This window comes from Lewinella cohaerens DSM 23179, from assembly GCF_000379805.1.
Lineage (GTDB): Bacteria > Bacteroidota > Bacteroidia > Chitinophagales > Saprospiraceae > Lewinella > Lewinella cohaerens.
Genome location: NZ_KB903609.1, coordinates 103,119 through 127,288 on the forward strand (window position 1 = coordinate 103,119; position 24,170 = coordinate 127,288).

At 43.5% G+C, this 24,170-nt stretch carries 19 protein-coding genes; 10 read left to right on the forward strand and 9 right to left on the reverse strand.

The window, feature by feature from the left end; genetic code table 11:
- Positions 1-42: 42 nt before the first annotated feature.
- From A3EU_RS35415 to topA, 7 genes are all read right to left on the reverse strand, one after another.
- Complete coding sequence (locus A3EU_RS35415; RefSeq protein WP_020539364.1) at positions 43-2,250, reverse strand: DUF7619 domain-containing protein; 2,208 nt, start codon at positions 2,248-2,250, stop codon at positions 43-45.
- Positions 2,198-3,217 (reverse strand): hypothetical protein, encoded by a 1,020-nt coding sequence (locus A3EU_RS35150; RefSeq protein WP_020539365.1) that lies wholly within the window; start codon positions 3,215-3,217, stop codon positions 2,198-2,200. Before A3EU_RS35150 ends, A3EU_RS35415 begins: the two co-directional genes overlap by 53 nt.
- Before the next feature lie 134 nt (positions 3,218-3,351).
- Positions 3,352-3,801, reverse strand: a complete 450-nt coding sequence (locus tag A3EU_RS0127320; protein WP_245569407.1) for a hypothetical protein — start codon at positions 3,799-3,801, stop codon at positions 3,352-3,354.
- Positions 3,802-3,930: 129 nt separating this feature from the next.
- Positions 3,931-4,620: a hypothetical protein gene (locus A3EU_RS32100; protein ID WP_020539367.1), complete on the reverse strand. Its 690-nt coding sequence runs from the start codon at positions 4,618-4,620 to the stop codon at positions 3,931-3,933.
- Between the two features lie 294 nt (positions 4,621-4,914).
- Positions 4,915-6,465: a lysine--tRNA ligase gene (gene lysS / locus A3EU_RS0127330; protein WP_020539368.1), complete on the reverse strand. Its 1,551-nt coding sequence runs from the start codon at positions 6,463-6,465 to the stop codon at positions 4,915-4,917.
- Between the two features lie 27 nt (positions 6,466-6,492).
- Positions 6,493-6,813 (reverse strand): DUF3467 domain-containing protein, encoded by a 321-nt coding sequence (locus A3EU_RS0127335; protein WP_020539369.1) that lies wholly within the window; start codon positions 6,811-6,813, stop codon positions 6,493-6,495.
- A 99-nt stretch (positions 6,814-6,912) separates the two neighbouring features.
- Complete coding sequence (topA, locus tag A3EU_RS0127340) at positions 6,913-9,486, reverse strand: type I DNA topoisomerase (RefSeq protein WP_020539370.1); 2,574 nt, start codon at positions 9,484-9,486, stop codon at positions 6,913-6,915.
- 186 nt (positions 9,487-9,672) lie between these two features.
- Here topA and purB point away from each other — a divergent pair, with 186 nt between their 5' ends.
- Entirely contained in the window at positions 9,673-11,016 is a 1,344-nt protein-coding gene (gene purB, locus A3EU_RS0127345; protein WP_020539371.1) for an adenylosuccinate lyase, read from the forward strand.
- 257 nt (positions 11,017-11,273) lie between these two features.
- On the opposite strand, the gene A3EU_RS0127350 is transcribed toward purB, so the two are convergent.
- Together A3EU_RS0127350 and A3EU_RS0127355 are read right to left on the reverse strand one after the other, a co-directional pair.
- A complete protein-coding gene (locus tag A3EU_RS0127350) occupies positions 11,274-13,172 on the reverse strand; it encodes a propionyl-CoA synthetase (protein ID WP_020539372.1) in 1,899 nt (632 codons plus the stop codon).
- A gap of 192 nt (positions 13,173-13,364) precedes the next feature.
- Positions 13,365-15,980, reverse strand: coding sequence for a PQQ-dependent sugar dehydrogenase (locus A3EU_RS0127355; protein WP_020539373.1), 2,616 nt, complete (start codon positions 15,978-15,980; stop codon positions 13,365-13,367).
- A 128-nt stretch (positions 15,981-16,108) separates the two neighbouring features.
- On the opposite strand from A3EU_RS0127355, the gene A3EU_RS0127360 reads away from it, so the two are divergent.
- The 9 genes from A3EU_RS0127360 (at position 16,109) to A3EU_RS34440 (ending at position 24,162) form a co-directional block, all read left to right on the forward strand.
- Positions 16,109-18,025, forward strand: coding sequence for a DUF294 nucleotidyltransferase-like domain-containing protein (locus A3EU_RS0127360; protein ID WP_020539374.1), 1,917 nt, complete (start codon positions 16,109-16,111; stop codon positions 18,023-18,025).
- Between the two features lie 13 nt (positions 18,026-18,038).
- Positions 18,039-18,737 (forward strand): 3'-5' exonuclease, encoded by a 699-nt coding sequence (locus A3EU_RS32105; RefSeq protein ID WP_020539375.1) that lies wholly within the window; start codon positions 18,039-18,041, stop codon positions 18,735-18,737.
- Positions 18,738-18,781: 44 nt separating this feature from the next.
- Positions 18,782-19,213: a YqaE/Pmp3 family membrane protein gene (locus tag A3EU_RS0127370; protein WP_020539376.1), complete on the forward strand. Its 432-nt coding sequence runs from the start codon at positions 18,782-18,784 to the stop codon at positions 19,211-19,213.
- Between the two features lie 258 nt (positions 19,214-19,471).
- Positions 19,472-19,762 carry an ArsR/SmtB family transcription factor gene (locus A3EU_RS0127375; protein ID WP_020539377.1) on the forward strand — a complete coding sequence of 97 codons (291 nt, stop codon included), beginning with the start codon at positions 19,472-19,474 and terminating at the stop codon, positions 19,760-19,762.
- A 418-nt stretch (positions 19,763-20,180) separates the two neighbouring features.
- Positions 20,181-21,449, forward strand: a complete 1,269-nt coding sequence (locus tag A3EU_RS0127380; RefSeq protein ID WP_026211612.1) for a hypothetical protein — start codon at positions 20,181-20,183, stop codon at positions 21,447-21,449.
- Positions 21,450-21,503: 54 nt separating this feature from the next.
- A complete protein-coding gene (locus A3EU_RS0127385; protein ID WP_020539379.1) occupies positions 21,504-21,761 on the forward strand; it encodes a DUF4212 domain-containing protein in 258 nt (85 codons plus the stop codon).
- A gap of 58 nt (positions 21,762-21,819) precedes the next feature.
- On the forward strand, positions 21,820-23,532 hold the full coding sequence (locus A3EU_RS0127390) for a sodium:solute symporter family protein (protein WP_020539380.1): 1,713 nt from the start codon (positions 21,820-21,822) through the stop codon (positions 23,530-23,532).
- Between the two features lie 99 nt (positions 23,533-23,631).
- On the forward strand, positions 23,632-23,859 hold the full coding sequence (locus tag A3EU_RS0127395) for a hypothetical protein (RefSeq protein WP_020539381.1): 228 nt from the start codon (positions 23,632-23,634) through the stop codon (positions 23,857-23,859).
- Between the two features lie 111 nt (positions 23,860-23,970).
- Entirely contained in the window at positions 23,971-24,162 is a 192-nt protein-coding gene (locus A3EU_RS34440; RefSeq protein WP_156825926.1) for a hypothetical protein, read from the forward strand.
- Positions 24,163-24,170 lie beyond the last annotated feature (8 nt).

Consider the following 24,170-nt stretch of genomic DNA (forward strand, 5'->3'; position numbering starts at 1 on the left):
GTAAAAGCTTGCACTTGTTTAGGTTCTATTCGCGATAAAATTCTAATGCTTTACAAATTTTTCTACGCCAATAGTGGCACTTCCTTCCCTGAGTAATATCTGATAGATACCATCAGGTAACTGCGCTACTTGTAGCTTATTATCAGTTGACCAATCTCCTGTCATTACTACCTCGCCAAGAGCGTTCAGTATTTCAAAATTAGAAATCCGATCGTGATATTCCTCTTCAATAACAACTGACAGCACACCCTCGGTAGGGTTAGGAAAGACATCGAAACGAGTCAAATCTACCGGAGCCTTAACCCGAACAGGCTCTTGAATGACCAATACCGCTTCATTGGTAATAACAGGTTCATTGAAATCAAAATAGATGCCCGCTTGATTAGGAATTTCTGTACCATAACCATACTCCGGTAACGGCTTGATTTTAAACCTGAAAAATCCGTGTGAAGCTGGCTCGTTGGTGGTACTATCTGGCAAGAGTATATCTGTAAAATGTACAACCAATGAAGCTCCATCATTGATCTCGTATTCATATTGGTGGCTAGCACTCAGCATAGTTAGTGTACTCACATCCAATATTGGAGATAGAGGGTCCACTATTCGAACGTTGAACGCGGTGTCCGTTCCTGTGTTCTGAAATCGTATGTGGTAGTAGATGTATTCCTCTAAGTCCACACTTTCTGTTTCGACACCACTTTCATTAAAAATACGCTTATCGTTGGGATCAAAAGCCCCAATGTTATTCTGACACTCGAAATGTTCCGTTCTAGAATTCTCACAGCTGTTATCATCGGCAAGCACCCCGAATAAGCAGTGTTCTTGCCCCAGTTCAGCCTCACACGAAAGATTAAATTCCAGATTGAACATAATCACTTCATTTACCGCCAAGGCTCCAAGCTCAAAAGTAATCTCTGTGTCGCTAATTTGATTGTAAGGGATTGTAGCCGAAATGAAATCAAAAAAGGGATCCAATGTCAGCGTCAGCGTTGTTGCGGTACTGGTAAGCGGACCAGTGTTACGTACCTGCACCGTATAGTAATTATCAAAACAACGACGAAGCAAGGGTGTAGAAAAGTCGATCTCAAGTGAAGCACATTCTTCCAAGGCTTTAGCTTGAAAATCCTGAACAAGCGTAGCGTTATCTTCATCCATTTCGATGGCAAAAGAAGATTCACAAAGCTCCCAATTGGTATTTATAGGTTGAGCACTCAAGGTATAAGTACCAAGTGGTACGGAAAAATTAAAATCCCCCTCACTATCCGTACTTTTTATGCGTGAATAGGCTTCACCTTCTAATTTCACCTGCCAATGGGCAAGGGTATTGTCTAATAGGTCTGGCTCGCAATCGTCACTATCATTGTGAAAAAGTGTACCTGTAATGAATTGTGGTGCAGTCAAAGGTGCTGTCGATCTAAAAATACGATGCTTGTTGACAATTACATAAACATACTGGTTCTCTGCAACAAAGAAATTGCCTGTAAATGATTGGGGCAATCCACTGTAATTGTATTCCACGAAGTTTGCACCATCAAAAATATAATATCCAGCATTACTAAACAGAAATAAGTCCAATCCTGAACTGCTCAATAATATACCTGATGCTGCTTCAGCGAAATTGCCTAAATTAACTAGTGGCTCACCAAACCGAAAGCGATATAAGTTATTTTGATTCTCAAAAAAATCTTGGATAATAAAATAAACGGTACCATCATCCATGATGGTAAACAGTGGAGAATAGAGGTCAAAAAATGTTCCCAAAACTTCATTTGTTTGTTCACCTGTTATCGTGTTTACTTTAGTGACACTACACTCATATTCAATGTCGATAATGAAAATTTCACTTCCTACTAATTTCACATTGATGTAACTATTGTATAAAAAAAGATTCATGGCTACCCAATCCTGTCCATTATTAAGGGTATAATAGTTACTGCCAAATGAGCCTTCATCAACATAAATAACCCCATTATCGAGTACTCTCATTCTATTGATACTCCCATCAGGTTCGCCCTCTGGCCCTTCAATGACTGAAAAACTTTGACCATTATCCTGGGAATACAAAATAGCATCACCTCGATTAAGATACAAATCTCCGTTTGGAGAAAACTGCCCCCCTAACCGTATGTTTTCATCTGCTATGATTTCTTGCCAGCTTTGCTCCCCGACTGTTTTTACAAAAATATCGTTGACCGTGTTAACGACCTGCCCCCCCCTGATAAGACTCATCAATACCAGCAGGATATGCATAATCAATAAAGATGAGTTGTTCTTCCCACGCTGAACTGCCAGCCAACTGCTCAAAAAAAGAGTCTTCATAATCATTGCTTAGCAAAATATCAGCTTGATCGCTCAACCATAAATCATTATAGGTTGATAATATCGGGTCATTCACTACTATTTCCCAATCAAAATTACAGCCCATAGATTTGAATATTCTAGCTCCATTATGGTAATACCAATCGCCTCCGACAGACAATATTTCTTTACCATAAGAGAAGTCCGAAGCGATGCTAAGCATACTCCCTGTTTCAAAAACATTCCCTTCTCCTGACAAGCTGCTGAATTCACTATTATCATAAATCAACAACTTACCGCAATCATTATTAAAGGTGAATTTTTTCAATCCAAAACTCAATGTTTCGTACCTGACGCGTGTACCGTCACGGGAAAAGACCGATAAATAATCAGTAGCCCCTGCTGTATGGTGTAATGCTAAATAATGATCAAACACCCATAAATGGGTCCGATGATCAACAAGGCCTTCTTCGTAAGTAAAAATGGGGACGAAAGTAAGCCCTTTATTCACGCTATAGGCGAAGGAATTATTCTCGTAAACAAACAGCGTATCTCCTTTGATAAAAGAAGCTTCAACACCGCTCCAGCCTCCATCAAGGTCTAGCGAATGCCAGCTTCCATCTCTTCGGATACAATGATCATTACTCTCGGATTTCAAGACTGGTGTGCCATCCGCATAAAATTGGACTTCATCTAAGACATCAATCTCGGGGAGCACCTCTTGGGTCCAGACAACTCCATCTAAAGAGGAGTATACTGTAGATAGATCATTAATGGCTTGGGTAAAATACTCGCCAGTAGGAGATTTCCGGATCGAAGTAAGGCTAAAATCATCCGGAGAAGTAATTTCTTCAAAGGTTATTTGGCCGTGGAGGGTTATGAATAAACATAGAAACCCGAGAGAGAGCATAACTTTCATAAGTTCAGTTTTTATAGTATTAGCGCATCCGCTTATTGAGTCTTCGCCTATCATAATCGAAAGACCAAGCGGAAATAATTACTATAAAGATAAAAATAATCAAGCTATCATCTAAAAACGGGAAGTGCTGGACCTCAAAGCTTATTATGAAACCGCAACAAATGCTGCTCGGCCTGCTCATTATATATCTTAAGAATGAGCGTAGATTTTTTGCGACGATCAAGCGGGAAAAGTATTTTCACAGGATTGTGAACATAGCCATTGTCTTCAAATAGAAGCACCTGGCGGTTGCGTGTAGCTAGTTGAAACTGAAGTAACTCCTCCACATCAGCAGGCAATGGAATATCATGGTACCCCTCCTCTTTCAGAAAGGCCAGAATCATGGCATAGGTGGCTGACAGGTCTTTTCCTGCAAAATTTGATTCGTAGACTGCTCCGTCGCTTTTGCCCCCCATATAGTCGGTGTCAGCAAGAGGAAAGGATTTGCGTAGGGAGGTTTTGGTTGTAGCCGCTACTTCTTCCACATAAGAGGCAATCATTATGCGGCGGCCGCTAAGGCTAACTTTTTGCTCGGAAAGACCCATGTGAGTTATATTATATCCGGTGAACGCCCCCTTTTGTTTATCAATTAGAGATGTTCACCGGCTGTACATGGATCAAATTTAAAAACTTTTTGTTTTTAAATAATGTTTTTAGCTGTTTTATTAACTATTTTATTCTAAATCTTCGTAATCAATGCGGTTCAACGCTTTACGAAGGTCATCCTCTCCGAGTTTACGGCCCTTCAAAGTGATGATGAAACGGTCGTCATAAAAGAAGATCAACTCCCCTACTCCACTATCTGCATTCCATTTTTCGAATGCTTTATGGCCGTCGATTTCTGTCGTTCTTTCATAACCAAAATCGCCCTCACGATCGACCTCAACACTGGCCCAGGCCACCATGCCCAACTTGGCAATTCCCATCTGGCCAGCATCTACCACCTGAACTTCGATAGATTTGTCATCCTCTTCATACTCGGCTTCTGCTTGTGAAATGGTGAATCCCATCGCACCGGTTTTTTCGCCTGTGTGCTTTGTCCGATCCATACCCAGTAGCTTATCTGGAAGAATGGCCTTGATATCCCGGAAGTTCATGACTTCTACAGATTCACCATTCTCAGCATTTTTGCGCAAGGACTCAGAGGCTTCGGCAAAGGCATCCGCCAAACCATTTTGAAGATCCTTCATATCACCTTCACCAAGGTCTATATTGATGGATTCTGTCTCTCCTTCATCATTTTCTACGGTGATATTGATTCCATCTTCGTCGGAACCGTCTTCCGCAGCTTTATCGCCGCCACAAGAAACAGCCAAAATGGCCATACCGGAAAGGAAAAATAATAGGGATAATTTACGATGCATGATGTGTGTAAGTTTTAGTTCTCTCCAAATATAGTGGTAATGCCTTTAAGCTGAAAGTAATTTTCGATGAATGGAGCGGGGCCAAGGACGAATATGGTTTCACGAATTTATGTGGCACAGTGTTTTTTGAACCACTAAAGGCACCAAAGGATTTTAAACCATATGAGGGATTATAAGGGCATATAAGGTCAGCCAAACCACACAAAAACATAGAAGCGATTAAGCATAATACACACAAAAGCGCGTTGCAGTCTTCCAACTACAACGCGCTATCTCTTAGAAAAAGCTAGTGTACTAAGCTTCTCCTTCTTCCTTTTCTTCTTTGCGCTTTTCTGGGCGCATCTGAGGAAAGAACAATACTTCCTGAATACTCGTTTGACCAGTAAGCAACATCACTAATCGATCTACTCCGATGCCGATACCAGATGTTGGTGGCATTCCGTATTCCAAGGCACGCAAGAAATCTTCGTCCAATACCATAGCCTCGTCATCTCCGCGGTCGGCTAAGCGTAGTTGATCTTCAAAGCGCTCACGCTGGTCAATTGGATCATTAAGCTCTGTGTAGGCATTAGCCAACTCTTTGCCGTTTACGATCAACTCAAAACGCTCGACTAAACCTTCTTTATCTCTATGCTTTTTTGTCAGTGGAGACATCTCTACCGGATAGTCCGTGATAAAGGTGGGTTGAATCAATAGACCTTCAACTTTTTCGCCGAAGATCTCATCAATTAATTTTCCTTTACCCATGCTGTCTTCTACCTCAATGTGCATCTCTTTAGCCACCTTGCGGAGGCCATCTTCGTCAAGATCAGAAATATCAACACCTGTGTATTCTTTGATCGCATCATACATCGTAAGGCGACGGAAAGGCCCTTTAAAATCGATGACATGATCTCCTACCTTTACTGTGGTTTCCCCAAGAACGGACTGGATCGAGTGCTCCAGTAGCTGCTCTGTGGTTTCCATCATCCAGTAGTAATCCTTGTAGGCGACATAAAATTCGACCATCGTAAATTCAGGATTATGCGTAGCATCCATTCCTTCATTACGAAACATCTTCCCAAACTCATAGACACCATCAAAACCTCCTACGATTAACCGCTTGAGGTACAATTCGTTCGCAATCCGCATGTAAAGCGGCATGTCCAATGTATTGTGGTGCGTGCCGAATGGGCGGGCAGAAGCACCACCGTGAATAGGCTGAAGAATAGGCGTTTCTACCTCCATCAGTCCTTTCTCATCGAGAAAATGTCGCATAGACGTGATCAGCCGGCTGCGCTTGCGAAACAAGTCACGCACTTCTGCATTCACCGTAAGGTCTACGTAGCGTTGGCGGTACCGCAACTCAGGGTTGGTAAAAGCATCGTGTACATTGCCGTCTGCATCGCGCTTAACCACCGGCAATGGCCGCAGTGATTTACCCAAAAAGGTAAAATCAGTGACGTGTACCGAAATTTCTCCAACCATGGTTTTAAAGACAAATCCTTTAATCCCTATAAAATCGCCAAGATCAAGTAGCTTTTTGAACAAGGTATTGTACAGTGACTTGTCTTCTCCTGGTGCTATATCATCACGAGAAACATAAATCTGAATCCGTCCAGAGGCATCCTGAAGCTCTGCGAAAGAAGCTTTTCCTTTACCCCGTTTGGCCATCAAGCGACCAGCCAGACAAACCTCTGTAAAGTTTGTTGACTTTTTATCTTCTTCGTCAAATTTGGCACTGGCTTTAATATCAGCTGCCAAATGAGTAACGGGGAATAGTGCAGCGGGGAAAGGATCAATACCCATTTCCCGGATGGCTGCTAAATTTTCTCTACGGACAATCTCCTGTTCGCTGAGTTGCATAAGTGAACGGTTAAAAAGATAAAATAATTAAGCTTGTGCTGTTGGTGTAAATCCAATCGGAGGAATTCCACCAGAGTTTGGTTCAGTTTCCTGAATTGTGCCGTGTTGTTTCTCAAACTTCTGCACATTCTCTGCCAAAGCTCTCAACAAACGTTTAGCATGTTGTGGCGTAAGGATAATTCGTGATTTCACCTTAGCCTTAGGCACGTTAGGTACCAGGCGTAAAAAATCGATGATGAATTCACTGTTGGAATGTGCGATAACTGCCAAGTTAGCGTAAGTGCCTTCTGCTACATCTTCTGGCAATTCTATATTGAGTTGGTTTTTTCCTTTCTTTTGCTCAGCCATAATGGTTTTGATATTATTGCAACTGCCATTGCCCCTCACTTTATCAAGTAAAGGATAAGTACACGAAAAAAATCCGTGTCTCAACAGTCGTTATACATTTTATTTCTTCTTACGGGGTTTGGCCTTTGCCTTAGGTTTAGCTTTGGCTTTAGTTTTCCCTTTTGTAAATGATCCAGGAAGGTCTTCTTCGATAATCGCCTTTACGTCCTCGAGACTTAACTCTTTGGCTTGCTCAGGCGTCATTTTGTCCTTGCCTACCTTGGGAAGCTTAACATTGACCTTCTTATATTTGATAAATGGTCCCCAACGGCCATTTTGAATGCTGATTTCATCAGAATCCCAGCGTTGGATGTAACGATTGGCCTCTTTTTCGATTTTCGCTTCCAGCAACTCAATGGCTTCCGCTTCGGTTAGGGTTTCCCAATCGTATCTTTTGGGTACGTTGACAAACAATTTCTGCCACTTGATGAATGGGCCAAAACGTCCTTTCCCTTTCGTAATAGGCTCCTCTTTGTAATGAGCGACCGGCTCGTCTTCTTTCTTCTTAATGGCAATCTTTTCGAGGGCCATCTCATAGTCAACTTCATGTGGGTCTGCTCCTCGCCCTAAAGAGATATAGGCATCCCCCCAGCGAACATAGNGGCCATAGCGTCCTACTCCTACGATGACCTCCTTGCCTTCAAACTCCCCTAATGTTTTGGGTAATTCAAATAGCTTCAAGGATATTTCCAAATCAATATCGTCCATTTCCATCCCGGCAGGCAGGTTGGCATAGCGGGGTTTTTCATCAGGCAACAGCTCATCAGGGGCTCCCATTTGAATAACAGGTCCCCGGCGAGACAAGCGTACCAGGATCGTTCTACCTGTTTCCGGGTCATTACCAATAATCCGTTCTTTGGTTACGCGTTCTGCTGTTTCCGTAATCACCTGAACATTGCTATGAAAAGGATCATAAAACTCCCGTAGCATCTTGGTCCAGTCTTCTTTTCCATCAGCAACCATATCAAAGCGTGCCTCGATATCACTGGTGAAACCGTACTGCATAATGCTATCAAAATGCTCTTCTAGAAAGTCTGATACCGTAATGCCAATCTCTGTTGGAAACAGGCGATTCTTTACAGCTCCTGCTTTCTCTGTCTTGGTCTCTGAACTAACTTTATTATCCTGAAGGGTCATCACCCTAAAATCACGATCATCTCCATCTCGCGACTCACGCACAACATAACCACGGTTTTCTTCCATGATTTTGCTGATCGTAGGTGCATAAGTAGACGGGCGACCAATGCCTTTTTCCTCCAGGGCTTTCACTAAACCTGCTTCCGTATATCGTGCTGGTGGGCGAGTAAAGCTCTCCGTCGCTGTAAGTGTATTTAGTGGTAATTGCTGACCTTCGTTTAAAGGAGGTAGCATCCCTTTTACTTCATCATCGTCATCATCGTCATCCTTTGATTCCAGATAGACCTTTAGGAAACCGTCAAAGACCAGTACCTCGCCTTCTGCGCGAAGAATACGACCTGGTACTTTATCAATACCAATATTTACAATGGTTTTTTCCAGTTTCGCCTCTTCCATTTGGGAGGCAATCGTCCGCTTCCAAATCAACTCATACAGGCGCTGCTCATCACGATCTCCGCTTACGTTTTGCTTAGCAATATAGGTGGGACGAATGGCTTCGTGTGCCTCTTGTGCCGAGTTGTTCTTACTCTTATAACGTCGTACTTTAACGTACTCTTTACCAAAGTCCTGCTCAATTTGATCAGCGATAGTCCCCAGAGCAAGCTCTGAAAGATTGATCGAGTCGGTACGCATATAGGTGATATGCCCTGCTTCATAAAGGCGCTGAGCTACCTGCATGGTACGCTTTACCGAAAAGCCTAGTTTACGACTTGCATCCTGCTGGAGGGTAGAAGTCGTAAAAGGAGCGGCTGGTTTCCGCTTAAGCGGTTTAACCTCAATATTTTCAATCGAGAAATTAGCACCAACACATTTATCTAATAACTCCTGAGCATCTTCTACCGTCGAAAGTCGATCAGGAGAAGTAGCTTTGAGCTGAACCATCCGGCCTTGCTCGTTCTTAACGTTGAATATAGCGTCGAGTCGGAAGAAGGCCTGTGGGGTAAACTCTCGAATCTGGCGTTCTTTCTCTACAATTAGCTTTACGGCTACCGACTGTACCCGACCAGCAGACAATTTGCCTCTGATTTTCTTCCACAATAACTCTGATAGCTCGAAGCCTACCAATCGATCCAATACCCGGCGCGCCTGCTGGGCATCTACCAGGTTCAGGTCAACAGTTCTTGGCTGAGTGATCGCTTTTTGAATAGCAGGCTTGGTAATTTCTCGGAAAACAATCCGCTTGGTGGTGTTTTCGTCCAATCCCAACACTTCACACAAGTGCCAGGAAATGGCTTCTCCCTCGCGGTCTTCATCCGTCGCGAGCCACACTTCATCTACTTTTTTAACCCAACCTTTCAGTTCTTTAACAACTTTACGCTTTTCAGGAGAGACGATATATTTAGTAGCGAACTCATTATCCACATCCACCGCCTGTTTTCCTTTATCCAGGTCACGTATATGGCCAAAGCTCGACTTTACGACAAAATCCTTTCCCAGGATTTTCTCGATTGTCTTGGCTTTAGCAGGTGACTCCACAATGACGAGGTTCTTTGGCATACTTTAGCTTTGTTATTCAACGCTTGAAACTAGGAAGAGAGCAAATAATACCTTCTTCAAAACTGCAAATGTAATTATTTTAAGATTTGTTCACCGTGCTCCTTTGAAATAGTCCTTACATTTGCCCCTTAATATTCCATTTTTGCGAGTATTCGCAGAAATAAGCAACGATAAATCTTCCGACGCATGACCTCCTTAGAAGCCGTAAGTCCTATTGATGGCAGATACCGCAACAAAACGCAAAACCTCAGTGAGTATTTCTCTGAAGCAGCATTAATCCGGTACAGGGTGCTGGTTGAAGTGAAATATTTTCAGGCACTACACGAACTTGGCTTACCTCAATTAAAAGGTATAGCAGCCGATAAGGTTGCAAGCTTAAGCCAATTACATGAAAAATTTTCATCGGCCGATGCCGCCTCTATCAAAGAAATAGAGAAGACAACCAACCACGATGTCAAAGCCGTGGAGTATCATATCAAGGCCGCTTTCGAGAAGGCTGGGCTAAGCGATTATCAGGAATTTGTCCACTTTGGGCTTACTAGCCAGGATATCAACAATACAGCTGTTCCGCTTTCTTTGCAAGATGCTTACCGCAATGTTTTCCTTCCTGGGGCTAATGCTGTCCTTTCGGATTTGAATGCGTTGGCAGAAGAATGGAAAGCTATTCCCATGTTGGCACGTACCCACGGTCAGCCTGCTTCTCCTACCCTACTGGGTAAGGAAATCGCCGTCTTCACAGCTCGGATGGAACATCAACTAGAACAACTGGCCAACATAGAGCTAAGGGTGAAGTTTGGTGGTGCTACCGGGAACCTTAATGCCCATTATGCTGCCTACCCTGAGTACGACTGGCATACTTTTGCAGAAAATTTTGCAGAAAATTCCCTTGGGCTCAAGCGGGCTTATCCCACAACACAGATTGAACATTACGATAATTTGGCTGCGTTCTTCCACGCCATGGTTCGTATCAACACCATCCTTATTGACTTCTGTCGTGATATATGGACATACATCTCTATGGAATATTTCCGCCAGCGGACCATTGCCGGCGAGGTAGGATCAAGCGCCATGCCACACAAGGTAAACCCGATTGATTTTGAAAATGCGGAAGGCAACCTCGGAATTGCTAATGCGCTACTTGAGCACTTGGCACATAAACTGCCGGTTTCCAGACTACAAAGAGACCTTACCGATAGTACTGTCTTACGCAATGTAGGCATGCCTTTTGCACATACTATGATTGCTTTCCAAGCGATACAAAAAGGGCTAAGTAAATTGCTCCTCAACGAAGCTAAGCTACACGCTGACCTCGAAAGCAACTGGATTGTTATTGCAGAGGCCATCCAGAACATCCTGCGAAGAGAAAATTACCCTAAGCCTTACGAAGCGCTCAAGGCACTAACAAGAGGCAAGGCTGCTGTAGGAGAAGCGGAAATCAAGGCCTTCATTAAAGAGTTACCTGTAAGCGACGAGATCAGGCAGGAGTTATTGCTATTGAGTCCACATACTTATACAGGTCGGTTTGTGTAACCTTTCCACCTTATAGCATGATGCTTTTTTATCACATAGACACATAGGGGTGCTAAATGAAATCGTTTGGGATTGAATGCTTAAGACGTGGCTTGGACTTCAGTCCGAGCGGGAAGATATTGCGATTGTGGCCGGACTGAAGTCCAGCCTACACCTTTCCAACCAAACGATTTCATCTAGCTCCCACATAGGGCGTTTCAAAAAAACTTAAGTGCCTTTGGTGGTTCAAAAAACGATGCGTCTAGCTTCTGAAATATTCACCTTCCGCAATTGCCTATTGTTTTTTCGGTCATGAGCGTTTCTAGTTCTCCCAGGACACTTATGTCATCTATCGTTGATGGCGGCTTGAAGGTCTGCTTGTCGGCGATGGCTCGCATGGTTTTGCGAAGAATTTTCCCGGATCGGGTTTTTGGAAGACGATCTACTTGAACTGCGCGCTTAAAAGCCGCAACTGGCCCTATTGTATCTCTGACCATTTTGATCAGCTCTTTTTCAATGATTGTTTCTGTTGCAGAAATCCCGGTTTTCAAAACAAAGAAACCTACTGGAATTTGTCCTTTTAGTTCATTGGCAACTCCAATAACTGCGCATTCTGCGACTGCTGGGTGGGCCGCCACCACTTCTTCCATCTCGGCCGTAGACAATCGGTGCCCAGCAACATTTATAATATCATCAATGCGGCCCGTAATAAAGACGTAGCCCTCTTCATCTTTGTACCCTCCGTCTCCTGAAAAGTAGTAGCCAGGGTAGGCAGACAAGTAAGACTTTTTGAACCTTGGTGTATCTTCCCATAGGTTGGGCAAACACCCCGGAGGTAATGGATACCGAATAGCCACAGCTCCTTCTTCGCCAGTGGAAACTTCTTGGTTCTCGTGATCGAGTATTGCAACCTCAAAACCACAAACCGGAGGGCCGGCCGATCCTGGCTTTATGGGTTGAAGCTCCAACCCTGCCATATTTGCCAGCATAGGATAGCCGGATTCCGTCTGCCACCAATGGTCAATGACAGGAACCTTCAGCATTTCTTCACACCAGTTCAACGTATTAATATCTGTGCGTTCTCCGGCAAGGAAAAGGTATTTAAGACAAGAGGTGTCGTATTGCTCTTTAAGCTTTCCTTTAGCATCCTCTTTTTTGATCGCTCTAAATGCTGTTGGTGCTGTGAAAAACACTTTAACTTGGTATTCTTCAATCACTCTCCAAAAAGTGCCTGCGTCCGGCGTTTTTATCGGCTTTCCTTCGAATAGAACAGTGGTACAGCCATAGATTAAAGGAGCATAAACAATGTAGGAGTGACCTACGACCCAGCCCACATCCGAAGCAGCCCAGTAGGTATCTCCGGGAACTACACCATAAACATTTTTCATACTGTAATGCAGCGCTACAGCGTGACCTCCGTTATCTCTAACAATCCCCTTTGGCTGGCCTGTAGTACCAGAGGTGTAGAGGATGTACAAGGGGTCTGTTGCATCGACCGGGGTGTAAGTAGCCGGTTCTGCTTGTGCGAGTAACGTTTCCCAATCAAAATCCCGGCCTTCCTGAAGCGTTGCTTTTACAAAATCCCGCTGGTATACGATGCAGGCCTGTGGTTGAAAAGTAGCTTCGCGCAATGCTTTATCAATGATGGGCTTGTAAGGAACAATACGTTCAATTTCCTTGCCTCCGCTAGCCACAAGAATCAACTTGGGTTTAGCATCATCAATGCGGATCGCTAATTCATGGGCCGCAAAACCGCCGAACACCACCGAATGCACTGCTCCCAATCGAGCACAAGCCAACATGGCAAAGACTACCTGCGGGATCATGGGCATATAAATAATCACTCGGTCGCCTTTTTCGATGCCCTGCGCCTTGAGTACACCGGCAAAACGAGCCGTCTCGTCCAACAACTCCTGGTAAGTGTATTGTTCCTTCGTATTGGTAACAGGAGAATCGTAGATCAGTGCCGTTTGTGCAGCCCGACCATTGGCCACGTGATAATCCAGTGCCAAGTAGGATGTGTTCATCTTCCCTCCTTTGTACCAACGATAAAGTTCATCTTCATCTTGGCTAAGGATGTTTTCAGGAAAAGATAACCAGTCAAGGGCTTTTGCCTGTTCCGTCCAATAAGCAATCGGATCCGCAAGGCTGTTTTGGTATTCTTTTTGGTAGGTCATGACAGGGCAGTTAATATGCTAAACAATAGAAACTTTTACCGAATAACAATCGGTAACATGACCAAAAATACAAAACACATCTAAATATCTAGATGTTTTTGTTAATTTTGTTTTCATCTACTCTCCTCTTGTCTCCAACAAAAGATAATCGAGGCCCCAACCAACACTTTGACTACTCAATCAGAGATTGCCTTAATAAACCACAACTCTTTCTACAATCTCAGTTGTCCCGTTAGAAATATTAAAAATATAAACCCCGGCGGGCAGTATGCTAAAATCTAAATACTCAGAATGATTTTCCATCGTAGTTCGGTGAATAAGCCTCCCTGATAACGCATGAACTGACAATTCAAACGGACCTTCCAGTTGATCACTGAGCCGTATACCCAACCAATCGCCTGTTGGATTCGGAAAGAAAAGATTCTCATCTTGTTGCCCGAAGTCTTCAGGTAATCCATCTATCCATTCTGCTAATTTATCAATATACACTTCGTCAACCAGGTTTCGAGCAATGGGTGGCATGCGATTCTGATTGATACTAGCATCACGTAACCAAAACTCGGATTCAGCATGATAACCAGGTTTTACGATAAGGCGATTCGGGTTTGATGCATTACTTGTTGTTGGAAAATTAACAAAGTTTTTCAGTACTAAAGGAGTATTAAAACGTAGATCCATATTCACCGTAGGCAAGTTGCCAGGTACATGGCAAGAAGCACAATTGGCATCTAAATAAGACATAATTCGAAGTTCTAAATCTGCGGATTCATCATCTATTGGATAAGAGCGCTTATATTGATTTGCTTCGCCTATATCCTGCTTGAATACGCCCAGGTCATTGAGGTAAGTTAATTGGTTCATTTCATTTCCCAAGTGAGGATAAGACATTGTACCATTTAGCTGATGCGTTTTTACTCCCAAAACATAGTTAGCTGTAGAGTTGTGGCAAGTAAGACACTGTTCACGGCTAGGAAAGTCCCAGCTTTGAGTATACGCAAACTGCCCATTTTCATCGGTGATATCAAAACTCTTGGAAGAACCCCCTCCTTGCAAAAAAGCTTCTGTTCCTTCTTGATTCCAACGATAGGTGAGACCATAGCGTTTTGTTTCCCCAATAATAAAAAAACGTGTTTCTAAGCGAACCGTAGGACTATTAGCGCTTTCGCTCAATGGCAGTTCAAAATGTTTAATGAATACCGTTCCTTCTGGAAAACTCCAATCACTTTCTTTCCTGAAGATAATCTGCTCATCCACCGTATCATAAGTACCATCATTTGGAATTGCGATCCAACGCTTTTTCTCTGCCCGATCCGACCACAAAGGAGCATTAGTCTCATAAGGAATTATACCTGGTATCGGAGTCAGTGTTTCCAAATCAGCGAAAACCCCCAAATCAGAAAGCTTAGCAGGAGGATCGGGAACATCTACTGTACGTTTCAAGCGAAAAATCTTACCAGGAATAGATTCCATTCTACTACCAATAACTGCAATTAGTATATCACCATTTGGCTGGGGAAACACACCTGTTATACCTGCCCCTTGAGGAATATCTACAGGTTGAGCGCCCAGGTCACTAATAAGTGTTTCAATTTCTGGCTCCACCTGTTCACTTGTTGTACTTAGTGCCATCAACAGGTTACTGGTAAAATCAGCAAAAATGTATTTCCCGTTCAATTCAGGAAATGCAACACCTTGATAAACCTCCCCACCAATCACACAAGCGCCATAGGTTCGATCGTACGCTAGATAAGGTGGTTTTTCATTACCAATATAATCCTCCTCTGCTGGTCTCGTAAAATCTTCACTCACAAAGGTCCCCTCCAAATAAGGCCACTGTAGATTGTCACCTTTGCGCACTTGGGTAATTTCCTCCATTGCTCCTCCTCCGACATCAGCTACCCATATCACATCGGCCTCAGGGTCATACGACATGCCGTAAGGACTACGGATTCCGGTAGCATAGTATTCTTCCAGAAAATCGCCGTCTGGGCTAAGCCAAGGGTTATCATTTGGAATCATGTAGCCTTGAGTAAAGGTCTCAGGCCAATCTGCTGGTGGGTTTTCATTTACCTTCGGTTGGCGAATAATGGGATGGCTCCGAGTAGGATCATTGTCAACATCTATTCGAAGAATCCCGCTAAACAAGCCACCATCTAATCGCTGTGTAGAAGAAGCGCGATGATCAAATTCTCCTTCATCGCCAATAGATAAATATAGCATTCCATCAGGGCCAAAAAACATCGCGCCACCATTGTGCCAGGTACTTTGATCATATTGTTGAATAAGAACCTCTTCTGTATCAGCATCGAATGTCTCTGTAGTAGCATCCCAAGTGAACTTTGACAATCGGTTATAGCCAATTTCATCCCATTGATCAGGGTCAGGCTTGGTACGATAATAAACAAAAACAAGTTGTTTATCAGGTGCAGCAGGGTTTCCGAATTCCGGATGCAACACCATCCCTACCGTTCCTCCATCTCCCAATTTAAAAGAACGATCTGTAATATCCAGTACCCTCTCTGAAAACTGATCTTCCAGATTAACCCGCCAAATTTCACCTTTCTTACCCAGGATTAAAATATCATCAGTACCTGTAAAAGGAATAATCCGAATTGGACCATAAAAAGTCTGACCAGGCAGTGGATCTTCTAATTCCCACGCACCACCAGCACCAGGTGTTGTATTAGGGAATACACCATTAAGGTAAGCTTGGATTGGCCCAGGTGGGGGTGGTGCAGAAGTGTTTAGTGCAAGAGAAAAGGCAGCAATAACAACTACACCAAGGATTGAACGAGAGAAATGCGACATAACAGCTTTTTTTATTCAGGTCTTATAGACAAAGATAGCTCAAGTCAATAAAGTCCGAATATTTATCCGCTAATAATGCGGAATAACCGACAAAGTATTTTTACTTTTCATGAAATAAGCTTTCTGCTATGAACGTCATTCCGGACCGCGTCTACCGTTTCCTCCAAGCGTATCCTCCCTTCTCTATGTTGGATAAAGCTATGCTTGAAAAAATCGCAGGAGATACTGTTATCAAGTACCTCCAAACCGGAGAATTTGTTTTCACGGAGGGCGAATCTCCACAGGAATACATCTACGTAGTGCGGGAAGGAGCAATAGAGTTATTAAAAAAAGACGAAAATCTACTGGTAGAGGTATGCGACGAGGGAGACTTGTTTGGGCTGCGACCACTACTTGCCAAGCAACCCTATGTGCTATCAGCGAAAGCTGCCGAAGAATGTCTACTCTATGCCATAAAAGTAGATGATCTACAAGAACTGATTGAAACACAGCCCAAAGTAGGCTATTACCTCGCTCAGAACTTTGCCTTTGGCATTAGTGATAAATACAGCAAGCTATTTAAAGGAAAGCTATTTTTAGACAAGGACCCTGCCCTATTACTTCAGACGTCCTTGTTTGAAATACAATCTGTAAATCATAGCAAATCTCCCGTATGTTGTGCGCCTACTGCTACCATTCAGGAAGCCGCCAGGATTATGCAACAAAAACATGTAGGATCGATTCTTATCACAGATGAACAACTACACCCAATAGGGATCTTGACAGATCGCGACCTAAGAAACCGGGTAGTCACTGGAGAGGTAAGTCGACGCCAGCCAGTTTCAGATATTATGACCCATCCAGTAATAACAATTCAACCTGATTGCAGTGTAGCTGAGGTACAGATCGCTATGATGAAAAACGGCATACACCATTTGTGTATTACCCAGGATGGAACGCCACACACCCCCGTAACTGGCATTCTTTCGGAACACGACCTTCTTGTATTACAAGGGAACAACCCAGCTATCCTCATCCGGGAGATGAAGAGAAGTTCTTCGGCAGAGGAGCTAGCTGTCATCCGCACTAAGGCAGAAGGCTTACTACAGCAATACCTGGAAAGGGAAGTTGCCATGGACTTCATAGCAACTGTCATGACTGAAATTAATGATGCCCTAATTATTCGAGTTATCGAAATAGCGCTGGAAGAACTGACCACTCCCCTACCTCAGATTAAGTGGTCGTGGCTAGGTTTGGGTAGCGAAGGCCGTGGCGAGCAGCTGCTGCGTACCGACCAGGACAATGCGCTCGTCTTTGAAGATGTCCCCAAGGCCGAATTGGAAAACACCAGAAGTCAGTTCCTGGCTTTCGCACAAAAGGTCACCTATCATCTCAATACTTGTGGCTTTGTGTACTGCCCTGGTGAGATGATGGCTAGCAACCCTAAGTGGTGCCTATCCCTGCAAGAATGGAAAAACCAATTCTCGGATTGGATACTTACGCCAACGAACCAAAATATTATGCACTGTAATATTTTCTTCGATTTCAGGTCATTATATGGTGAAGAAGAATTTTCCAATCAACTTGGGGAGCATATTTTTGACACCATCGACCAAAAGGGAATTTTTCTTTCTTTACTGGCCAAAAATGCACTACAAAACCCGCCGCCACTCACCTTTTTTCGCAATTTCATGGTAGAGAAAAATGGGGAGCACAAGGATGCCTTTAACATAAAATCTCGGGCAATGATGCCACTTACCGATGCGGCAAGGCTCCTCATCCTTGGTCATCAGGTCACAGGTGTCAACAATACCTTTAAAAGATTTGAGAAACTTGCCGAACTAGAGCCTAAACACCGTGAGCTCTTTGAGCAAGCCGCCGATGCTTACGAAATCCTTATCCGCTACCGGGCATTGCAAGGACTCAAGAATAACAATTCAGGTAAATTTCTTCTGATGGAAGAGATGACAAAAATGCAAAGGCTCAATTTGCGCAACACCTTCCGCCCTATAAATGATTTACAAGACATTATTAAAATCCGATACCAAGTAAGTTTCTTTGGTTAAACACAATTAGTACATGAGTTGGATCAAAAAAATATTCCGGGTCAAACCCAAATACCCCGCTACCAACTACTGGCAGGAGTATGCCCGTCTTTTTGATCAACCTGCCCCAAGGAAGCCCCTTTTCAGAGCCCAAAGAATGGTGGTTTTGGATACAGAAACCACAGGCTTAGACCCCACTACTGACAAGCTGCTCTCTATTGGTGCCATAGCAATAAAAGACCAGCAAATATTTATCGGCGACCGCTTTGAGGCTTTCTTTTCTGCTGGTGATCTTTATAGAAATCAAGAAAGAGAAAGTGTGCCCGTACATGGCATTCTGCAAAAGCATTCTGCGCATCGTCCTGACAATCAAAAGATTCTCATTGATCTTTTAGCTTATCTGCAAGACAGCATCATTGTTGGCCACCACATTGCTTTCGATTTTGCCATGTTAAACAATGCCTTCTTGCTACAATTAGGTGGGCCATTGCAAAATCAAGTTCTAGACACTGCTCATCTGGCCAAGCGGCTCACCGCTCCTTTGCAAGGTCAATTATCGCCACTGCAAGCGGGGCAATATAGCCTCGATGAATTGTGTAAAACATACCACATTCCTGTCGAAGGACGGCACACTGCCAGCGGAGATGCATTTCTGACCTCACTTTTACTCGTAAAGCTATTAGGACGATTAGAGAGACGGGGCGTAAAAACGCTAAAAGACCTACTGCGATAGCCTAAGAATACCTATTTTTGCAACTCAATAATCTTTTTTGCACTATGAAGTTATTCCAACTTTCCCTACTATTTGTTTTTGCATTAATCATAGCATCCCCTGTATCAGAGGCGGCAGTCTTGCACCCCAAGCCAGCTGAAAAAACAGAAGTTTCTGATCAACAAATGAGTAAAAAAGAACAACGCCAATTGCGTAAAGAGCAACGGCGTAGTTTCCGTAAAGCGGTGCGGGAACAGCTTCGTGATATGCGAAAAAACAGCAGTTCCTCAGATGTAGCCCTTATCCTTTTGGTGATTATTGCGCTTTTTATTCCACCATTAGCAATGTTCCTGTATGATGGCACAGCCAGTTCCAGGTTCTGGATTTCTTTGGTATTAATGCTACTAGCAATTCCTTTATGGGGAACACTCGGGGCATTGGCACTAACAGCTAGTGTAGTCTATACCCTCTATATCATGTTAAGCGAATCCCTCTAAAAAGGTATTCCAGGTCACTTTCCATTAGTCTGCTAAGGCTAATGGAAAGTGATTTACTCTCCTGGTATTCATTTTTCCTGTGCTACTTTCGTTCTTCCTAGCTGTTTCTATAAGGACTGATTCGATGAAATACAAAAATCATTTGTACAGCTAATGATCACATTATTTCCATCAAAGAAGTTGCATATATAGAGAACTATATAGATATTTTTACGTTAGAAGTACAAATCCTTAAGCAATACTCCAGCGAGTAAAAGCATGAAAACACCAAATCAAACAGAATCATTGCGCGAATCTAGCGAAGTACTACGCGCTATTGCCCATCCCATCCGATTGGCTGTTATTGAGCTATTGCACAAAGAAGGAAAGCTCTCTGTTACCGAAATCTACCAAGACCTGAATATTGAACAGGCAGTAGCATCTCACCATCTCCGCATCCTGAAAAACAAGAATGTTGTCGACCTTGACCGTGTCGGCAAAACCTCTCTTTATTATCTAGCCAATCCTTCTTTTTATGATATTGTCCGGGTATTGAACGAAGTGGGCTAGCGGCTGATGCTCTCCTAGCCTTATTCCAGTATTGTCGACTATAATGATTACTCTTACTGAAATCCGTACTTCTAGTTTTAGACTCAAACAATACCTGTTCAAGGCATTATTCAAAGGAAAGCCTCTTGAAGTATTTGCCTAATACTGCGTTAACTGCAATTGCTATACCCTAACAGATTGGATATCCTCCCCCTACCCTTTCCTGCCTTAGTTTACACAACGCTACCTCTAGCAGCGCTCGCCCACTAGATAGAATTATATACCCCACAACCACTAATAACAGAATATTATCTGCCTTTTACTGTAAGATGTAAAAAATAATAAGGTTTTTATTTGCACACATCTATATATCTATATACTTTAGCAATTGAATACGATACTAATTATCACAACAACCTTCCTTTTCAACTATTTAGCTATGAAGAAAAGAATACTATTCATTACTATGCTAATTTGCCTAATGGGGTTTTCTCCAGACTGGCTAACAGCACAGGAAGCCGCAGAGGTTGACCACTCCTACAAGCCTCTGAAGCTTAACCTTAATGAGGATGGCTCCAAGTATGTTCGCTTTATTATTTGGCACCAGCAGTGGCTCACGACCAGTAACCTAACCGCGCCCGATGGTGGCGATGCGGCAAAGTTGCAATTAAGCTCAAGTATTCGCCGTTCGCGGATGCTAGCGTTTGCGCAAGTGTCGCCTCGCTTTCTAATTCTCACTCATTTTGGTCTTAATGGATTGAGCTCAGGTAACCTAACCTCCTTGGGAGGTAATGGTGATGCTCCTCAACTCTTCCTGCACGACGCTTGGGTAGAATTTATGGTAAATAAAAACCTCTACATCGGTAGTGGACTTCACTACTGGAAAGGGATGACCCGCTTGGCTAACCAGAGTACCCTCAACTTTATGACGATGGATCAAAGTCGTCCTTTCGTACACTGGCATTCTTTGGGAATCACGGATCAATTTGCTCGTCATTTGGGCATGTACGCCAAGGGGAGCATCGACAAATTTGATTACCGCCTGGCCATCAACAACCCTGGCCGTAATGGGATCAGTGGTAACTATAACGGCCAAGTAAACCCTGCGCTGACCTATTCTGGTGTCAACAATCTCGATAAAGATGGCGACCCAACGGGAAACACCGTCATTGAAGGCTATTTCCGCTATCAAATCAAGGATACAGAATCAACGAAACTTCCTTATGCTGTAGGAACCTACCTTGGTAAGAAGGATGTATTGGCTATCGGCGCGGGCTTCTTCGCTCACCCCAACGGCGTATACAACAACAATACAGGAGAACACGTAAACGTGACCCACTTTGCTGCCGACATTTTCCTGGACAAGCCACTTAACGGCGGTGGATGCCTTAATGCTTACGCTTCGTTTATGAGCTTTAACTACGGCGAAGATTACGTTGCTCGCTGGGCAGGTACAGGCTCTGTGCTTTATGGCCACGTGGGTGTACTGGTTCCAGGTAGCAAGATGATGCCTTATGTCGCTTTCCAATCAGGCAACTACGAAGGCTTACCTGACCCTACCAATGCACTAGACATTGGTCTCAACTACTTCATCAATGGCCACAACGCCAAACTTACCCTGGAATATCACCATATCGGTAATGATCCTCGGGAAGGTGGCGCCCTTGATGTCAATCAAATTCGCATGCAGGCCCATATCTTTCTTTAGCAGAAATGCTTAAACGGATGTCAGTCTTATTCTTATACTCAAAAATAACTTTCCATGTCTGAAAAGAACCTCCAACAGTATTGGCGTGACAATCTCCGCTATCTGGCGATACTCCTTTCTATCTGGTTTTTGGTCTCCTATGTGTTCGGCATTTTTATGGTCGACACGTTGAATAACATCAGCGTAGGAGGCGCCAAACTCGGTTTTTGGTTTGCCCAGCAGGGTGCTATCTACGTCTTTGTCGTACTCATTTTCGTCTACGTAAACTGGATGAATAAATTGGATAAAAAGTACGATGTCGACGAGGAGTAAACACCCCTTGTATTGCACAAAAAACAATTCAAAAAACAAGCTTTAAAATAATAAAACTATGGATGTTCAAACTTGGACACTGATCATCGTAGGCCTGACCTTTGCCCTGTATATAGGGATTGCCATTTGGGCGAGAGCTGGTTCTACCAAAGAATTTTACGTCGCTGGCGGTGGCGTTCACCCTGTAGCCAATGGTATGGCTACCGCCGCAGACTGGATGTCTGCTGCTTCTTTTATCTCCATGGCGGGCCTTATTTCCTTTATGGGTTATGATGGTGCCGTTTATCTCTTGGGCTGGACCGGGGGATACGTTCTCCTGGCCTTACTACTGGCCCCCTATCTGCGAAAATTCGGAAAGTTCACGGTCCCCGATTTTATTGGAGACCGCTACTATTCCAATACCGCACGAACAGTGGCAGTAGTATGTGCATTGATTGTTTCCTTTACCTACGTAGCCGGCCAGATGCGCGGTGTAGGTGTTGTATTCTCTCGCTTCCTTGAAGTGGATATTAACAATGGTGTATTTATTGGTATGGCCATTGTTTTCTTCTACGCTGTACTTGGGGGTATGAAAGGTATTACCTATACGCAGGTCGCACAGTATTGTGTTTTGATTTTTGCTTATATGGTGCCCGCGATCTTTATTTCGCTAGCGATGACCGGAAATGCTATTCCTCAGCTTGGACTCATTGGTGACGTCACCGACGGCACAGGTATGGCATTACTTGACAAACTAGATGTACTTCACCAAGAGCTGGGTTTTGCCGAATATACCTCCGGAACTAAATCGATGACAGATGTATTTGCTATCACCTTTGCCTTGATGGTAGGTACAGCAGGTTTACCTCACGTTATCGTTCGTTTCTTCACTGTACCACGCGTAAAGGATGCACGTTCTTCTGCTGGTTATGCCCTCTTGTTTATTGCTATCCTTTACACTACTGCGCCAGCCATTGCAGCTTTTGCACGTGTTAACTTGATCAATACGGTAAGCAACAAGGAGTACGCAGAGATGCCAGAGTGGTTCAGCAAGTGGGAACAAACTGGCTTAATTAAATTCGACGATAAAAACGCAGATGGGCGCATTCAATACCTAGCTGCCGCTGACGCAAATGAATTAACTATTGACCGTGATATCATGGTATTGGCCAATCCAGAAATTGCCAACTTGCCAGCATGGGTAATTGCCTTAGTTGCCGCAGGTGGTTTGGCTGCTGCCTTATCGACGGCTGCCGGTTTGCTACTCGTTATTTCTACTTCGATTTCTCGAGATTTGATCAAAATGCAAATCAAACCAGATATCAGTGAAAAGTGGGAATTACGCTGGGCCAGAATTGGTGCTTTTGTAGCCGTATTAATAGCCGGGTATTTTGGTATTAATCCTCCCGGATTTGTAGCGGCGGTCGTCGCACTGGCCTTTGGCCTCGCTGCCGCCTCCTTCTTCCCGGCTATCATCCTTGGTATTTTTGACAAGCGGATGAATATGCAGGGAGCTATTTCTGGTATGATCGTAGGTATTACCATTATGTTGTGGTACATGCTGAAATTCAAATTTGGCATTTTTGATGGTGGAAAAGAAGCTGTTGCCGGCCTAAAAGACGGTTGGTGGTTTGGTATCTCTCCTGAGGGTTTTGGTACCATTGCAATGGTCTTCAACTTGGTAGTTTCTCTGGTGGTTTCCAGAATGACACCTCCTCCACCAGAAAATGTTCAGCAAATTGTCGAAGACATTCGTGTCCCTCGTGGCGCTGGTGCTGCTCACGATCATTAAAATTTGTAAAAAGAATGGAAGCCTGGAGGTATCGTTTTGTTTTGCTGGATATCCTCCGTTAGTTAATACCCTCCGGGCTTCCCCTTAAACACTTTTATTATGGCTAAATTTTCTTTAGGCCCACGACTTTCAGACTGGTTCATTGCCGTTTATCTTACGATTACACTGGCATTGCGCTTTATCCTCGAGCCTCAACTTCAAGGGTATTACTTAGTGTCCCTTGCACTGGGTGCTTTTGCACTCCTTTTCCTCTGGGCACTGGTCAAGAGTAAGGTGTTACAACCATCCTATTTTGGCTTTTTCCCGCAGAAAACAGAAGAGAATTAGTAAAAGTGTTATAATTTAAGAGCCGATTCAGTAGCATACTGAGTCGGCTCTTTTTACGCAAAGTAGATATACCCGGCACTAAGTCGTATAAAACTTCAAAACCTAATTCTTTTGTCTGAAAAATCCTCCAAACTCATCTTCGTTAGCATCCTGGCTGCTATCTGCTTCAATTTCCCTTTTCTAGGATTATTGGGAAAAATGCGGTTAATAATGGGCATCCCTCAGCTTTATTTGATGCTTTTTGTAATTTGGTTACTTATCATTATTGCTACCTATTTCACCTTACGTTCTTCCGATAAATAGTCGCTACC

Excerpts from the sequence above, each read along its gene's own strand:
- A3EU_RS35415 (WP_020539364.1), bottom strand. The coding sequence starts at position 2,250 with ATGCATATCCTGCTGGTATTGATGAGTCTTATCAGGGGGGGGCAGGTC.
- A3EU_RS35150 (WP_020539365.1), bottom strand. The coding sequence starts at position 3,217 with ATGAAAGTTATGCTCTCTCTCGGGTTTCTATGTTTATTCATAACCCTC.
- A3EU_RS0127320 (WP_245569407.1), bottom strand. The coding sequence starts at position 3,801 with ATGGGTCTTTCCGAGCAAAAAGTTAGCCTTAGCGGCCGCCGCATAATG.
- A3EU_RS32100 (WP_020539367.1), bottom strand. The coding sequence starts at position 4,620 with ATGCATCGTAAATTATCCCTATTATTTTTCCTTTCCGGTATGGCCATT.
- lysS (WP_020539368.1), bottom strand. The coding sequence starts at position 6,465 with ATGCAACTCAGCGAACAGGAGATTGTCCGTAGAGAAAATTTAGCAGCC.
- A3EU_RS0127335 (WP_020539369.1), bottom strand. The coding sequence starts at position 6,813 with ATGGCTGAGCAAAAGAAAGGAAAAAACCAACTCAATATAGAATTGCCA.
- purB (WP_020539371.1), top strand. The coding sequence starts at position 9,673 with ATGACCTCCTTAGAAGCCGTAAGTCCTATTGATGGCAGATACCGCAAC.
- A3EU_RS0127350 (WP_020539372.1), bottom strand. The coding sequence starts at position 13,172 with ATGACCTACCAAAAAGAATACCAAAACAGCCTTGCGGATCCGATTGCT.
- A3EU_RS0127355 (WP_020539373.1), bottom strand. The coding sequence starts at position 15,980 with ATGTCGCATTTCTCTCGTTCAATCCTTGGTGTAGTTGTTATTGCTGCC.
- A3EU_RS0127360 (WP_020539374.1), top strand. The coding sequence starts at position 16,109 with ATGAACGTCATTCCGGACCGCGTCTACCGTTTCCTCCAAGCGTATCCT.
- A3EU_RS32105 (WP_020539375.1), top strand. The coding sequence starts at position 18,039 with ATGAGTTGGATCAAAAAAATATTCCGGGTCAAACCCAAATACCCCGCT.
- A3EU_RS0127370 (WP_020539376.1), top strand. The coding sequence starts at position 18,782 with ATGAAGTTATTCCAACTTTCCCTACTATTTGTTTTTGCATTAATCATA.
- A3EU_RS0127375 (WP_020539377.1), top strand. The coding sequence starts at position 19,472 with ATGAAAACACCAAATCAAACAGAATCATTGCGCGAATCTAGCGAAGTA.
- A3EU_RS0127380 (WP_026211612.1), top strand. The coding sequence starts at position 20,181 with ATGAAGAAAAGAATACTATTCATTACTATGCTAATTTGCCTAATGGGG.
- A3EU_RS0127385 (WP_020539379.1), top strand. The coding sequence starts at position 21,504 with ATGTCTGAAAAGAACCTCCAACAGTATTGGCGTGACAATCTCCGCTAT.
- A3EU_RS0127390 (WP_020539380.1), top strand. The coding sequence starts at position 21,820 with ATGGATGTTCAAACTTGGACACTGATCATCGTAGGCCTGACCTTTGCC.
- A3EU_RS0127395 (WP_020539381.1), top strand. The coding sequence starts at position 23,632 with ATGGCTAAATTTTCTTTAGGCCCACGACTTTCAGACTGGTTCATTGCC.